Here is a 13,148-nt window from a genome sequence, read left to right as displayed (position 1 = left end):
GACAGATCTTCGCAATCACTCAGGGTGTTCGTATCACTGTGGGAGGGCCCTCGATGATGGGCGCTGGGCGATGAGGCCCGGCCCGTTGGGCACGGGCCGGGGTAACCACCTACGCGACGGCCGCTTCGGCGAGGTCCAGCCGCAGAGTGGTGGGGTGGCTGGGCCGCTTCCGGGTCTGACAGTGCCGCCCGGGCGGTACGTTGCCGGGACGCTCCGTGTGTTCCGCGCGCCGGTGGCCATCGCCGCCGACGCCGTCGTCGTGGGCGAGGCCGGCCTGGTGACGCTTATCGCCGGCACCTGGTCCGGCGCCATCGGGCGCTGCGCGGCACGTGTCGCTGCCGGTCGGGATCGCGCTCCTGGCCGGGATGACGGCCGGCGTCGCTTGGACGGTGGCCGCCGTGGCGGGCCTCGCCGGCCCGCGCGTCGAGCGGTTCGTCGCCACGCCCGCCCAGGTGCCGGCGACGGCGTGGTCCTGGGCCGGCCGGACCCCGCCGAGCCCGGTCGCAACGCCAAGCCCGGCGATGGGGCCGGACTCGGATCCGGTCGGGGTGCCGGAGCGGTCCGCGGCCGGAGACGGATGGGTCGTGCCGTGACGGGCCGCCGCTACCCGCCCTCGGTGACCACCCGCTTGGGCTTCGGCGGTGGTCCCGGCTGCCAGGCGAAGGCGAGCGAACCGCCGATCAGGCCCAGCAGCAGGCCGATCAGGAAGCCGCCCAGGTTGGACGTGACCCAGGAGGCGAGCGCCATGAGCAGCGCCAGCACCGAGTAGAACGTCCGGCTGACGGGAGAGAACCACAGCAGCAGCCCGCACAGCAGCATGATGATCGGCACGAGAAAGCCGGCCAGGCCCTGCATGCCGACGTGCAGCACCACCGGCAGCGGGGCCTTGACCGTCAGGAAGATCTCGACGGCGGCGGCGACGATGAACAGGCCGCCCCAGAAGGGGCGGCTGCGCCGCCACCGCCGGAAGGAGCGCCGCGCCCGCATCGCTCAGCAGCCCTCGCTGCTGAAGCTCATGCGCAGGCCCGGCAGGTTGAACGTCGAGGCCGTGGTCGCGTAGTTGTTCTGCCGCAGGTGCTTGATCGAGACCGCCTCGGCCTGCTGGCCGAAGATGCCGATCCCGCCGGTGGCGCCGGGCACCCGGGTCAGCGTGCTGGCGTCCTGGCCGATATCGATCTTGGTGAACGACGCGTCGCCGCTGATCAGGTCGGAGTCGACGATGAGCTTCGTGGCGGTGACGGGGTGCTCCGCGTTGCCCGCGGTGAGCCGCAGGTTGGTGCCGCCCAGGTTGATGCTCTGGCACAGGTTGGTCAGCTTGGCGTTGTCGATCGCCGACACGATGAGGATGAGCTGGCCCCCGGTGTCGCCCTCGTTCGGGCTGCCCGGCGCCATCTGGTCGAGCACCGCGTACTGCTCGAATCCGGTGCCCTGCAGCTCATCCGCGGTCACCACGAACGGCAGGCCGGACACCGAGAACGAGGCGGCGATGACGCCCTGCCCGGTGAGCACCACGAGGCCGGCGGTGACCATCGCGGAGATTCCCATGGTCAATGCGAATCGGCGCCACCGGGTCTTTCCCTGTGGCTGTTCTTCCTGATCATCTGGATCGGACATCGGGACTCCTTCCAAGCGGCCATCCGCAAGTTACTCGCGAGTATCGATCAGGTCAACCCGTGGCGGCCATGTTTCGCCAATTGAAAACTCTGGCGGTTTTCGACCGATGATCATTGATCGTCGAGAATGGTCTGTTGACGTTAGATACTCCACGGGTTTACAACTCATCGCACCCGGCCGAACCCAGCAGGAGGAAATCCATGCGCAAGAGACGTCTGTCCGGCGCGGTCGCGCTGATGACCGCCGGAGTGCTCGCCGCCTTCGGGTCGCCGGCCGGCGCCGCCGCCGCGAAGCCGACCGGCATCTACGCCGGGATGGGCGACTGCCCGCTGTCCAGCCCGGTCCTCGCCGACCCGGGCAACCAGCAGGTCGGCTGCGTCATCTCGGTGACCCGCGGCGGCAGCGTGACCATCGGCTCGACCACGATCGCGCTGACCGAGCCGATCACGCTGCAGTTCGGCGTGTACTGGCCGGCCGGCTCACCGACCGTCGAGTTCCCCGACGGCACCGTCGCCAACGTGTTCAGCACCGTGCCGCCCGCGAACGGCCGGACGCTGACCTCGTCGCCGCTGCAGGTGCCCATCCCCGGGCTGGCCAACTTCCTGCCCGGCGTCACCAGCGTGTTCGCCCAGGTCGAGCTGGCCGGCCCGGTCACCGAGTTCGTCCCGCTGGCCACCGGCGAGCCATACGCGGTGTTCCGCCTCCCGATCAAGCTCCACCTGTTCAACGCGCTCTTCGGGCTGCACTGCTACATCGGCTCGAACAGCCGCCCGATCGTGCTGGCCCCGACGACCGGCACCACCAGCCCGCCGCCGCCCAACGGGCCGATCACCGGCGACCCCGGCGTCATCGACCTCGCCTCCGACCCCAACGGCTTCGGCGCGTTCGTGGTGTCGTTCACCGGCGCCACCCTCGTGGACAACAGCGTGAGCGTCCCGGTCGCCGACGGCTGCGGCATCGCCGGATCGCTCGACTGGGTCATCAACACCGTGTTCGGCCTGCCCGCCGCGGCCGGACACAACACCGTCGTGTTCAGCCGGACCAACACGTCGCTGGCCGTCGACTCGAGCCTCGCCGACCTCAAACAGGCCATCGCCGCCTCCGCCCGCTAGCGGGCGCGGCTCCACACGAGAAAGGCCCCCGCCATGCGCAAGATCTGGACCCTCTCCGCCGCCGCGCTGGTCGCGGTACTGGGCGCCGGGCTCGCCGCCACCCCGGCGCACGCCGCGACCGTCGACGTGCTGACGTACGTCAGCCTCGGCGGCCCCAACGCGAACAACGGCGACACGGTCTCGGCGCCGCTGAAGACCGGCACCCTCGCGACCTTCTACAACACCCCCGGCGGCACCAGCTACATCAAGTGCTCGGTGTCCAACTTCGGCGCCACGGTCGTGAATAACGTGCCCGCCCCCGGCACGGCGGACGAGTCGGTGACCCTGCAGGACTTCTCGTCGTGCACGCCGGTCAACATCCCCACCGTGACCGCGGTGCAGAGCGTCGTGGTCGACAACCTGCCCTACGCCACGACGGTCACCTCGCCGCCGAGCTACGCGGTCAAGGTGAGCGGCACCACCGCGGCGCCGATCCAGACCACGATCAAGCTCACCTCCGGCCTGGGCACGATCATCTGCGTGTACCGCGCCGACGGCAACCTGGTCAGCGGCGTCGCCTCCAACGTCGACTGGTCGATCAACTTCGCCAACCAGAAGTTCAACCGCTTCTCGGGCCCGTCGGCATGCTTCCCGAACGGCTACTTCAGCGCCGTCTACGCCCCGGTGAAGAACAAGCCGGGCGCGCTCGTGTACGTCAACTGACCACCCTCGCGGGGTGAGGCGAGGCGGTCCGCGGTCGCCGGGACCCGGGCCGTCTCGTCACGCGGTCCGGCTCGCCCGGCGGCGCGGCGCCGGCCCGGCTCAGATGAGGTGCTGCCCGCCGTCGACGTCGTAGGTCGCGCCGGTGAGCGCCGTGTTGGTCATGAGGTGGACGGCCAGCGCGGCAACGTCGGCCGGACCGACGACGCGCTGGATCGGCAGGGTGGCGCGGAGCTGGTCGCGGCGCCGATCGAGGTCGTCGCCGAGGAGCCGGGCGGACAACTCGGTGTCGACGAAGCCGGCGGCGACGAGATTGACCCGGACCGGTGCCAGTTCGATCGCGAGGTTGGCGACGAGCGCGGGCATCGCCGCGGTCAGCGCACCGGACAGCAGCAGGCCGGGGCCGGGACGCCGGCTGCCGGTGCCGCCCATGAACAGCAGGGATCCCGTGGTGCGAAGCCTGCCGGTGACGGCGCGGGCCAGGTGCAGCGGCAGCCACAGGTGCTCGTCGACCAGGCGGCGCGCCTGGGCGAGGTCGAGCTCGGCCAGGCGCGCGTAGTAGTTGCCGCCCGCCGTGACCATCACGTGGTCGACCGGGCCGTGCAGGTCGGCGAAGAACCGTCGCAGGTCGTCGGGATCGGCGGCGTCGAAGGCGGCAGCGCGCACGGCATCGACTTCGGCGGCCGCTCGGGCGAGGCGGTCCGGGTCGCGGCCGACGAGAACGACCCCGGCGCCCTCGCCGCGGGCCTGACGGGCCGTTTCGAGTCCGATGCCGGCGCTCCCGCCGAGCACGACGACGGTCTGGCCGGCCAGCCGCGGTGCGCCGCCCGTCATCAGAGGCTGTCACCCGTGCCCGGGACGAGGCCCTCGACCCGTGTGCTCGCGACGTACCGATCGCATTCGGCGAGGAATCGGCGCGTGTGCTCCTGGCGCCGGTGGTCGTCGAACGCCTCGCGATCGCGGTACACCTCGTAGACCACCCGCGCCAACGGCTCGTCGACGACGTGGTGCATCGTGTACACCAGCGTTCCGGGCTCGTTCGACCGGACCGCCTCGCCGGTTTCGCCGGCGAGGCGATCGAACGCGCGAGCCGCATCTTCGTCTCTGAGATCGAACCGCACCAGGAGCCCGAACATGTGCACCTCCGGCGCCAGCGTAGCCCGGATGCCGGCACCCGCCGCCCGGCCGCGAAGGCGATTCCGCGGGTGACGGCGCCCATCCGTTTGGCTGGTCAGCGGACGGTGAGGTAGTCGACGTTCGGTCCTCCGCCGGCCGTCGTGGCCGTGGCCCGGATGGTGTTGGTGCCGGCGGTCACCGGGACGGTCACCGTCACGTCCTGCCAGGTGTCCCAGTTGGCGGTCGGGTTGAACGCGACCCCGGCCGCGACCACCGTGCCGTTGACCGTGATGTCCATCGGGCGGTTCGTGGTCGTGCCGTTGGAGATCCGCAACGTCGCCGTCGCGGTGCCCGCCGCCGGCACGCTCACCGACCACTGCACATAGCTGCCGGCGACGTTGGCGTAGTCCACGAACCCGGCGCCGGAGTAGCCGAGGTGGTTGGTCGCGACCGTGCCCTGCGAGATCGTCGCGTTCTCCGCCTCGTACCGCACGATCCCGGCCGGCGTCGCCGGGACGGTCTGCGTCGTCGTGTTCCACCCGGAGACCCGAACCGACGGCGTCGCGCCGGCCAGGTCGCTCGTGCGGTACGTGGCGGTCAGCGTCTTGGACTCGCCCGGCCACAGGCTGATCTCGTTGTCGTCCCACCGGACCGGCAGCACCGGCTTGCCGGCCGCGTTGACCACGTGTGCGTCGAGGTAGAACGCGGGCGTCTTCGCGGTCGAGGTGTTCCTGAGCGTGACGGTGGTCGTCGTGGTGCCGCCCGCCTGGCTCGACGAGGCCGTCGCCGACACCGGCGCCTGCGCCATGCTCGAGAGCCCCTTGAGGTTGGCGTAGCCGGTGGTCGGCGCGTAGTACCAGTCGTTCCTCGCCCAGTCGATGGTGTCGGCGGCGGTCGACAGCCAGTAGACGTTGCGACTGACCTCGGTTCCCGCGGAGTCGAGCAGCACGAGCTTTGCGAGGTACGTGCCGGCGATGCCGCTGATCGACGACGGCACGGTCAGCGCGGTGGCCCGCCCGCCGTCACCCGGGACCGTCAACGCCGCCGAGGTCTGGGCGAAAACCTCGGTGCCGTCAGGGTTGTACAGATTCACCTTGGCGACGAGACCGCCGGCCGAGGCGTGCCGCTGGTTGACCACGACGACCGAGCGGTTGTCGTACGAGTACTGCACGTGCAGCGGCTCGTTGGCCTTCTTGGCGCCGTAGTAGGCGCCGTTCTGGTCCAGGTAGTAGTCGAACAGCTGCCAGTGCAGCGAGGTCCAGCCGCTGTTGAGCATCCAGTAGATGACGCCGTCGGCGGGGTTGGACGAGTCGGTGAAGTTGCGCCGGTACGCCTCGAACTGCGCCCGGACGTTCTCGTACTGGGCCAGCTGCGCCTTGCGGACGTAGTCGTCCAGGCCGGTCGGCGCCCCGTACCGGCCGGTGATGGCGTTGTCGAAGATCTTCAGCGTGTTGAAGGTGCTCGACGAAGATCGGTGGTATTGCGCGGCGGTGGGGCTCTGCCACAGCGTGTCGAGCTCGGCGCTGGACATCATCCGCTTGAGCGTGTCCATTGTGGGCACATCCGGCCCGGCACTGGTCTCCGAGTTGAAGCCCCAGGCGCCGCCGCTGTCCGAGTGCGCCTTGTCGTACCAGTAGTTCGGCGGAATCCAGTCGTACGGCCCGCTCATCTTCATCCCGGACGAGCCGGTCAGCGGCGCCGATCTGTCCGACGCCGCGGCGATGACCGGGGTCGGCCAGTCGGCCGCGTTCAACGCGTCCACGTAGTTCTTCTCGATGGTCGCGTCGGGCGCGAAGTCGCTGCCGATGAGGAACCCGATGACGCTCGGATGGTCGCGCAGCCGAGCGGCCTCGGCGGCCATCGACGCCTTCGCGATCGGGTAGTCGCCGGGGGTCCAGGGCTCGCCCGGCTCGCCGCCGTTGACCTGGCCCTCCCATTTGTCGCAGCACTCCCAGCCCGGCAGCGTGAGGATGCCGTACCGGTCGGTCAGGTCGAAGAACTCGTCCGCCTCGATGTGCCCCTCGAGGCGGATGGTGTTGAGTCCGAGGTCGAGTGTGTAGCGCAGCTTGTCTTCGACGTACCCGGGGTTCCACCGCAGGAACAGGTCCGGCGACCAGCCGCCGCCGCGGATCTGCAGCGGTCGTCCGTTGATGCTGTACCGGCGGTGGCCGCTCGCGTCCAGCGGCGCCTTGACGTCACGCACGCCGAACCGGTCGTGCGCGGCGTCGGTGACCGTGCCGCCCGCCGACGCGGTGAGGTTCAGGTCGTACAGCGGCTGAGCGCCCATGCCGGCCGGCCACCACACCTGCGGGTTGGCGAGCGTCACCTGGGGGAAGGTGACCGTCCTCGTCTCGTGCGCGGCCAGGCTCACGGACTGGGACAGCGAGGTGCCCGCGACGCTGCCCGTCACGGTCGCGGTGACCGCGGCGGCGGAGTCGTTGCGCACGTCGGCCTTGGCGGTCAGCGTCGCGCTGTCCAGCGCCGGCGTGCTGAGCTTCGTGACCACGTGCGCGTTGCGCAGCGCCACCGTGCCGGACCGGCGCAGCAGCACGTCGCGCACGATGCCCATGTTCTTGTCCGGCGGCGTCTGCACCCAATCGATCCAGCCCATGGTGAGGTCCCGGTTGGGGTCGTTCGGGTACACCTTGACGGCGATGCTGTTGACGCCACTGTGGACGATCGCGGTCAGGTCCAGCTCGTGCTGGGTGTACGCGCCGGCGACGGTGCCGCTCGTGGCGACCTGGGTGCCGTTGACCCAGACGTCGGCCTTGGACAGCACCCCGCTCACGGTGACGAAGGTGCGCAGCCCCGCCTCGGTGCCGAGCGAGAAGTCCGCCCGGTACCACCACGGCACGGCGAAGTCGGCGGTGGGTATCGACCTCATGTTGGTGGAGTAGAACGGATCCGGGTAGACGTTGTTCTGCAGCAGGCCGGCGAGCACGGTCGAGCGCGCCGATACCGGAAGCCAGCCCGGCGCCGCGTAGCCCGGCTGCGAGATGGTGCCTCCGTTGTCGCTGGTCTTGCCGGACGACTGGATGACGAAGCCGGGGATCGCGGTCGACTCGCCGGGAGCGGCGGAGACCGGGACGGCGGCCGTCGGTGCGGCCGCGGGGCGGGCCGCGGCCGTCGCGGCGCCGGTGCCGGTGCCGCCGAGCGCGACCAGCGTGGCCGCGACGACGAGCAGGCGCAGCGGGGATCGGGTGCGTACCTTGCGCAGCATGAAGCCTCCCGGCTGATGGGTGGTCTGCGCGAACTGTTAAAGACACTTACTATTTAACGAGTATCGATGCTAGGCGCGTGGCTCGGGTGCGGTCAAGACGCCGCGATGTCGAGACATCGCGGGTTGACCTGCTTCGCGGGCGGCCCTAGCATCGATGACCATCTGTCAGTAAGGTTCCCTGACAGTTACCCCACAGAGGGAGGGAGTCCATGGGGAAACGCAGACAGCGAGCCTTGCTCGCGGTGATCGGCGTCGCGAGCGTGGTGCTCGGCGTCCTGGTCTCCGCCGGACCGGCGAGCGCGGCGCCGACCCGCTACGAGGCGGAGAACGCGACGATCTCGCAAGGCGCGGTGGAGTCCAACCACCTCAACTTCTCCGGTGCCGGATTCGTGAACAACGACAACGTCGCCGGCAGCTACACGCAGTGGACGGTGAACGCCGCCAGCGCGGGCACCGCCACGATCACGATCCGGTACTCCAACGGCACCACCACCGCGAGGCCCGCCGACATCGCGGTGAACGGCACCGTGGTCTCCGCCGCGGCGTCGTTCGGCAGCACGACCAACTGGGACACCTGGGCCGGCAAGACGCTCACCGCGCCGGTGAAGGCGGGCTCCAACACCATCCGCGTCACCGCCACGACGGCGAACGGCCCGCCGAACCTGGACTACCTGGACTTCGAGGTCGGCTCCGGAAGCGGCGGTGGCGCCCCGACCGCGGCCGAGCTGCTGGCCAAGGTGACCACGTGCAACCAGATCTCCAACGGCAAGTACAAGACGGACTCTGACGTGGCGACCGCGACCATCGCCGTGTGCCAGAAGACGGGCGCCGTGTTCTGGAAGGCCGACATGGACATCGACTGCGACGGCGTGCGCACCACCCAGTGCAACGAGAACACGGACTGCTGCTTCCAGGCGGACACGGCCTGCCACACGTCGGGCAACACCCCGCTGAACGCGGCCCAACTGCCCTACGTCGTCGTGCCCAGCGCGAGCGCCATCTGGAACTACACCAACTACCAGATCGGCTGTGGCACTGTCGTCGCCGTGATCTACAACAACCAGGTGCTCTATGCCGTGGTCGGTGACACCGGACCCACGGGGATCATCGGGGAGGCGTCCTATGCCACCGCCAGCGCGCTGGGCATCAACCCCGACCCGAGCAACGGCGGCACCGATTCCGGCGTGACGTACATCGTGTTCCAGGGCTCGCAGCGGGTCTCCCCGATCGAGAACCACAACAACGCGGTGACGCTCGGCCAGAGCCTCGCTCGCACCTTCGTCAACAGCAACTGATCCGAAGTGGGACAGACCCTGCCGGCGGGTGCGCCCGCCGGCAGGGTCGCTCACGTGTGCAGCCGGGCGATCGCCGACCGCGCGACCTCGGCGGCCGCGTCCCGCAGGCGTTCCGTGCCCGGCGGCGTCGCGGAAGTCACCTTCAGGCGCACCCCGACCTGCGTGCGGCCGTCGAGCGCCCACAGCTGGTAGGTGCGCACCCCGCCGTCGCCGATCTGGTAGCCGAACGCGCCCGAGCCGATCCCGGCGATGTCCGCGGCGCCCGGGGGCGCGTGCGCCCGCGCGTCGGCGAAGCGCCCGGCCGCGCCGGCCGCGTCCGCGCCCACCAGGGCGGTGACGTCCGCGGCGATCTGCAGGTCGTCCCCGGCGAAGGGCCGGTCGCAGGTGTACGACGTGTAGCCAGACTTGTCGGCGTGGTCCCCGGCGGCCGGCTGCGTCGCGGCGGCACCCAGCCCGGCGACCGGCCCGAAGTCGACGGCGGCGCAGAGGTCGAGCGGCCCGGGCGGCGTACCGGCACCGCTGCTGATCGCGGTGGGGCCGGTCGTCGCGGCGGGCGCGCCGGAGCTGCCGCCCGCCGCGGACGGACCGGGTGTCCCTGACGGCGTCGTCGCCGTCGCCGTTGTCGGCGCCGTCGTCGTGAATGTCGTCGTGCTTGTCGTCGCCGATCCGGGCGCGGAGCCGTTGGCGGCCCGGTTTCGTGCGGCCGGCGGGCCGCCGCCCAGGGTCGCGACGGCGAGCACCACCAGGGTGACGACCACGGCCCCGATGCCGGCAATGGTCCACCACGCCACCTTGCCGAGCCGCCGTCGCGGGCCGGTCGAGGCATCCATGGGCGCAGTATCGCAGAACCGGGCCTTCGTGGCTGGCCGAGACATGCATGTCGATCGAATCGATATAGATCGAGGTACGTGGGCGCGGTCAGAACTCGTAGGCGCCCCGGTCGTCGTACGGGCGGGGACCGATGCCGGTGTTGGGCACGGCCGGGTCGTCGCGGCGCGGCGTGCCGTTGATGTCGACCGGCTGCTCGCCGTCGACGCCGGAGTCGGCCGAGTCGATCGCGGGCGAGCCCTGCGACAGGCGCAGGTTGCCGCCGGCCGCGTTGACGAACAGCGGGTTGGCCTGCAGGCCGTGTTGCTCCTGGCCGGTGGCGGCCCGCATCGCCGCCAGCGAGGCGAACGACGAGCCGAACACGTACATGGTGCCGGGCTTGCTGAGGTACACGAGGTTGCTGTCCACCACCGTGGTGGCCGGGGCCGAGTCCCAGATGCCGATGTTGCCGGCGCGCCGGTTGCAGGCGATGCCGTTGTACGCCGGGTAGACCGCGTTGTCGACGGCGATGTTGTTGACCACGACGTAGTTGCCGGACGTGCCCTCGACATTGATGCCGCTGGTGCAGTTGTGGTAGACGGTGTTGCCGATCAGCCGGCCGCCGGTGACGTTGAGGTTGTCGATGCCGTGGTCGCCGTTGTTGTACGTGACGTTGAGCGTGGCGAGGGAGTTGTCCGCGCCCGGGTAGAACTGCAGGCCCGAGTCCTCGTTGTCGTGCAGGACGTTGCCGATGATCGTGTTGTCCGGCCCGATGACGTCGATGCCGTTGGCGTTGCGGCGGTACTCGTTGGCGTTGAACGACGACTCGTTGCCCTGGACCGTGGTCTCGCTGGTGTCGGCCGCCAGGTAGATGCCGTGGTCGCTGTTGTGGTGGGTGAAGTTGCCCTTGACGGTCGAGTCGGTGGTCGACTTCAGGTAGATGCCCGCGGCGATCCCGCCGCTCACCGGGGTGCCCGCGCCCGAGACGGTGTTGCCGGAGATCACGATGTGGCTCGACGACTTGACCGAGATGCCGTACGACGTGGTTTCGGTGACGTTGAACCCGCTGATCGTCACGTACGACTTGCCGGACACGACGAAGCCGCTGGTGCCCCCGGTGACGGTGACGGTCGCGCCGGCGGCGGGCCGCAGGGTGATCGGGCTGCCGGCCGTGCCGCTCTTGCCGACGGTGACGGACTCCGAGTACGTACCGGAGGCCACGACGACGGTCTGGCCGGCCGTGGCCACCGTCGCACCCTTCTTGATGGTGCAGAACGGCTGGGCTTGGGTGCCCGGGCCGCTGTCGGAGCAGCCCGGGCCGCCGACGTAGAGGAACGGATCGGCGGCGAACGCGGGGGCCGCCCCCAGCACGCCGATGAAGGCCAACCCGCACAGACCGCCGGTGAGGGCGCCGAGCCGGGCCAGCCGATGAGCGCACGACATGAACACTCCAGTGTGAACAGGATCGGAAATGACCGGCTCATGCTGCTGGCGGCGGCCGGACGACACGTCCTGCAAAAGCCGTAGTTTGCGCTCACCCTCGGCGAGGTCGCCCGGGTGTTCACCCGGCCTGCTCACCCCGGGCCTACCACGTCCGCGCCATCGGTACCACCCGATGTTGCGGCATGGTGTGGCGATGCAGGACATCTCGCTGCTGGTGGTCGACGACCACGCGCTGTTCGCCGAGGCGTTGCAGGCGCGGCTGTCGCGCGAACCGGGCCTGCGGCCGATCCGCGTGGCGTTCACGGCCGCGTCGGCGCGGGCGTGCCTGGCGGATCACCGTTCGCAGGTCGCCCTCCTCGACGTGGCGCTCGGCGACGACAGCGGCGTCGAGCTGGCGGGCTACATCGCCGAGACCGCGCCCGCCACCAAGATGGTGATGCTGACGGCGGCCGATACGCAGGAGTCGGCCGAGGAGGTCGTCGCCGTGCTGCGCCGCGGCGCGCGCGGGTGGCTGCCCAAGACCGTCGACGTCGACCACCTGGTGCGGGTGATCCGCGGGGTGGCGGCGGGTGAGGCGTGGCTGTCACCGCGGCTGCTGGGGCTGGCGCTGCCGGCGCTGCTCGCGGGCGGCGGTGCGGCGCGGCCCAGCCCGCTCGGCCGCCTGACCGCGCGCGAGCGGGAGGTCCTGCAGTTCCTCGTCGACGGGATGAGCCGGGCCGAGATCGCGCTGCGGCTGCACCTGTCGGCCAACACGGTGCGCACCCACACCCAGAACCTGCTGTCCAAGCTCGAGGCGCACTCGACGCTCGAACTGGTCGCGGTGGCCATGCGGCAGGGGCTGCGCGTGTCCGGTCGCTGACCCCGGGCCGGCGGCGCGGACCCCCCACAGATGGCGTAGACGGACCTGCGCCGAGCACGGGATGGCCGGCCGCTCAGATCGCCTTAACCTCACGGTCATCTGGTGTTCATCGGGTGTCTACCCGGGGCGGAGGGCGTTCGCGTGGAAGTGAGCGAAGTCGCGATGCGGCTGGTTCGCCGGTACTGGGCGGTGCTGCTGCCGGCGGTCCTCCTGCCGGTACTGCTGACGGCCGTGTACGTGACCAACCAGCCCGCGCGGTACACCGCCGGCGGGCGCGTCGTCGCCTCGGCCACCGTACCCCGGTCGCTCGCCGAGGCGGCCGCGGTCGTCAGCCAGGTGCGGGCGATCGCGACCAGCCCGGATGTCGTGCGGCGCGGGCTGGAGCCGGCGCACCTGCCCCGCGACGCCGGTGCGGTCGTGGACGCGGTGACGGTGACCGGCCTCGGCAGCTCCGCCCTCGTGGAGATCGCCTACACGGACCGCGACCCGGCCATGGCGCAGCGGGTCGCCGCGGCGCTCGTCACCGCCGTCGCCGGGCAGCTCGACGCGCTGCGCGCCGGCGCGTTGCCCGGCACGATCCAGGACCTGAACCGGCAGCTCACCGACCTGACGGCGAAGCGGGCCCCGATCGCGGCGCAGGCGCAGGCCAGCCCGCGGGACCCGGTCGCGCAGAACCACCTCGCCGGCATGGACCGGCTGATCGCCGACCTCACCGCGGACCGCGACCGGCTGTCCCAGGACGCCGCCACGGCGGGCCGCGCGACCGTCGTCGACGCGCCGGCCGTCCCGTCCCGGCCGGACCCGTCGGGGCTGCCCGGACGGCTCGCCATCGCCGGCTTCGCCGGGCTCGCCGCGGGCCTGATCCTGGCCGGGCTCAACGAGATCGCGCGGCCCCGGGTGTCCGGCGCGACGCAGGTCGGCCGAGTGCTGCGGGCGCCGGGGCTGGGCCGGCTCGACGCCGACCCGGCGGTGCTGGCCGACCT

Annotated in this window: 13 protein-coding genes; 6 read left to right on the top strand and 7 right to left on the bottom strand. The window is 71.0% G+C overall.

All coding sequences use genetic code 11. The features are described 5' to 3' along the window. Positions 1-329: 329 nt before the first annotated feature. A complete protein-coding gene (locus ABT297_RS17905) occupies positions 330-593 on the top strand; it encodes a hypothetical protein (RefSeq protein WP_350550417.1) in 264 nt (87 codons plus the stop codon). Between the two features lie 10 nt (positions 594-603). Here the strand turns inward: ABT297_RS17905 and ABT297_RS17900 are convergent, their stop codons facing one another. Together ABT297_RS17900 and ABT297_RS17895 are read right to left on the bottom strand one after the other, a co-directional pair. Beyond that, entirely contained in the window at positions 604-987 is a 384-nt protein-coding gene (locus ABT297_RS17900) for a DUF6114 domain-containing protein (RefSeq protein ID WP_350550414.1), read from the bottom strand. Between the two features lie 3 nt (positions 988-990). Continuing rightward, positions 991-1,614, bottom strand: coding sequence for a DUF6230 family protein (locus ABT297_RS17895; protein WP_350550411.1), 624 nt, complete (start codon positions 1,612-1,614; stop codon positions 991-993). 200 nt (positions 1,615-1,814) lie between these two features. Between ABT297_RS17895 and ABT297_RS17890 the strand changes: the two genes are divergently transcribed. Beyond that, complete coding sequence (locus ABT297_RS17890; RefSeq protein ID WP_350550408.1) at positions 1,815-2,726, top strand: hypothetical protein; 912 nt, start codon at positions 1,815-1,817, stop codon at positions 2,724-2,726. 33 nt (positions 2,727-2,759) lie between these two features. Beyond that, the gene (locus ABT297_RS17885) at positions 2,760-3,428 is read left to right on the top strand and encodes a Tat pathway signal sequence domain protein (RefSeq protein ID WP_350550406.1); all 669 of its coding nucleotides are present in this window, start codon (positions 2,760-2,762) and stop codon (positions 3,426-3,428) included. 99 nt (positions 3,429-3,527) lie between these two features. Here ABT297_RS17885 and ABT297_RS17880 read toward each other — a convergent pair whose 3' ends face one another. The 3 genes from ABT297_RS17880 to ABT297_RS17870 all read right to left on the bottom strand — a co-directional run bounded on the left by ABT297_RS17880 (position 3,528) and on the right by ABT297_RS17870 (position 7,761). Continuing rightward, positions 3,528-4,259 (bottom strand): SDR family oxidoreductase, encoded by a 732-nt coding sequence (locus tag ABT297_RS17880; protein WP_350550403.1) that lies wholly within the window; start codon positions 4,257-4,259, stop codon positions 3,528-3,530. Continuing rightward, complete coding sequence (locus tag ABT297_RS17875; RefSeq protein ID WP_350550400.1) at positions 4,259-4,561, bottom strand: putative quinol monooxygenase; 303 nt, start codon at positions 4,559-4,561, stop codon at positions 4,259-4,261. The genes ABT297_RS17880 and ABT297_RS17875 overlap by 1 nt, the downstream gene beginning before the upstream one ends. 95 nt (positions 4,562-4,656) lie before the next feature. Then, the gene (locus ABT297_RS17870; RefSeq protein WP_350550397.1) at positions 4,657-7,761 is read right to left on the bottom strand and encodes a glycosyl hydrolase 2 galactose-binding domain-containing protein; all 3,105 of its coding nucleotides are present in this window, start codon (positions 7,759-7,761) and stop codon (positions 4,657-4,659) included. A gap of 209 nt (positions 7,762-7,970) precedes the next feature. Here ABT297_RS17870 and ABT297_RS17865 point away from each other — a divergent pair, with 209 nt between their 5' ends. After that, positions 7,971-9,056, top strand: coding sequence for a glycoside hydrolase family 75 protein (locus ABT297_RS17865; protein ID WP_350550395.1), 1,086 nt, complete (start codon positions 7,971-7,973; stop codon positions 9,054-9,056). 50 nt (positions 9,057-9,106) lie between these two features. Here ABT297_RS17865 and ABT297_RS17860 read toward each other — a convergent pair whose 3' ends face one another. Together ABT297_RS17860 and ABT297_RS17855 are read right to left on the bottom strand one after the other, a co-directional pair. After that, positions 9,107-9,886 carry a hypothetical protein gene (locus ABT297_RS17860; RefSeq protein WP_350550393.1) on the bottom strand — a complete coding sequence of 260 codons (780 nt, stop codon included), beginning with the start codon at positions 9,884-9,886 and terminating at the stop codon, positions 9,107-9,109. A gap of 88 nt (positions 9,887-9,974) precedes the next feature. Further along, a complete protein-coding gene (locus tag ABT297_RS17855; protein WP_350550391.1) occupies positions 9,975-11,306 on the bottom strand; it encodes a right-handed parallel beta-helix repeat-containing protein in 1,332 nt (443 codons plus the stop codon). A gap of 193 nt (positions 11,307-11,499) precedes the next feature. Here ABT297_RS17855 and ABT297_RS17850 point away from each other — a divergent pair, with 193 nt between their 5' ends. After that, on the top strand, positions 11,500-12,165 hold the full coding sequence (locus tag ABT297_RS17850) for a LuxR C-terminal-related transcriptional regulator (RefSeq protein WP_350550389.1): 666 nt from the start codon (positions 11,500-11,502) through the stop codon (positions 12,163-12,165). A 141-nt stretch (positions 12,166-12,306) separates the two neighbouring features. Then, positions 12,307-13,148, top strand: an 842-nt coding sequence (locus ABT297_RS17845; RefSeq protein ID WP_350550387.1) for a GumC domain-containing protein, incomplete at its 3' end; no start/stop codon positions are given.

Source organism: Dactylosporangium sp. NPDC000555 (genome assembly GCF_040300025.1).
GTDB lineage: Bacteria > Actinomycetota > Actinomycetes > Mycobacteriales > Micromonosporaceae > Dactylosporangium.
Note: the sequence above shows the minus strand (reverse complement) of the source record. Positions and strands in the feature narration are given on the sequence as shown.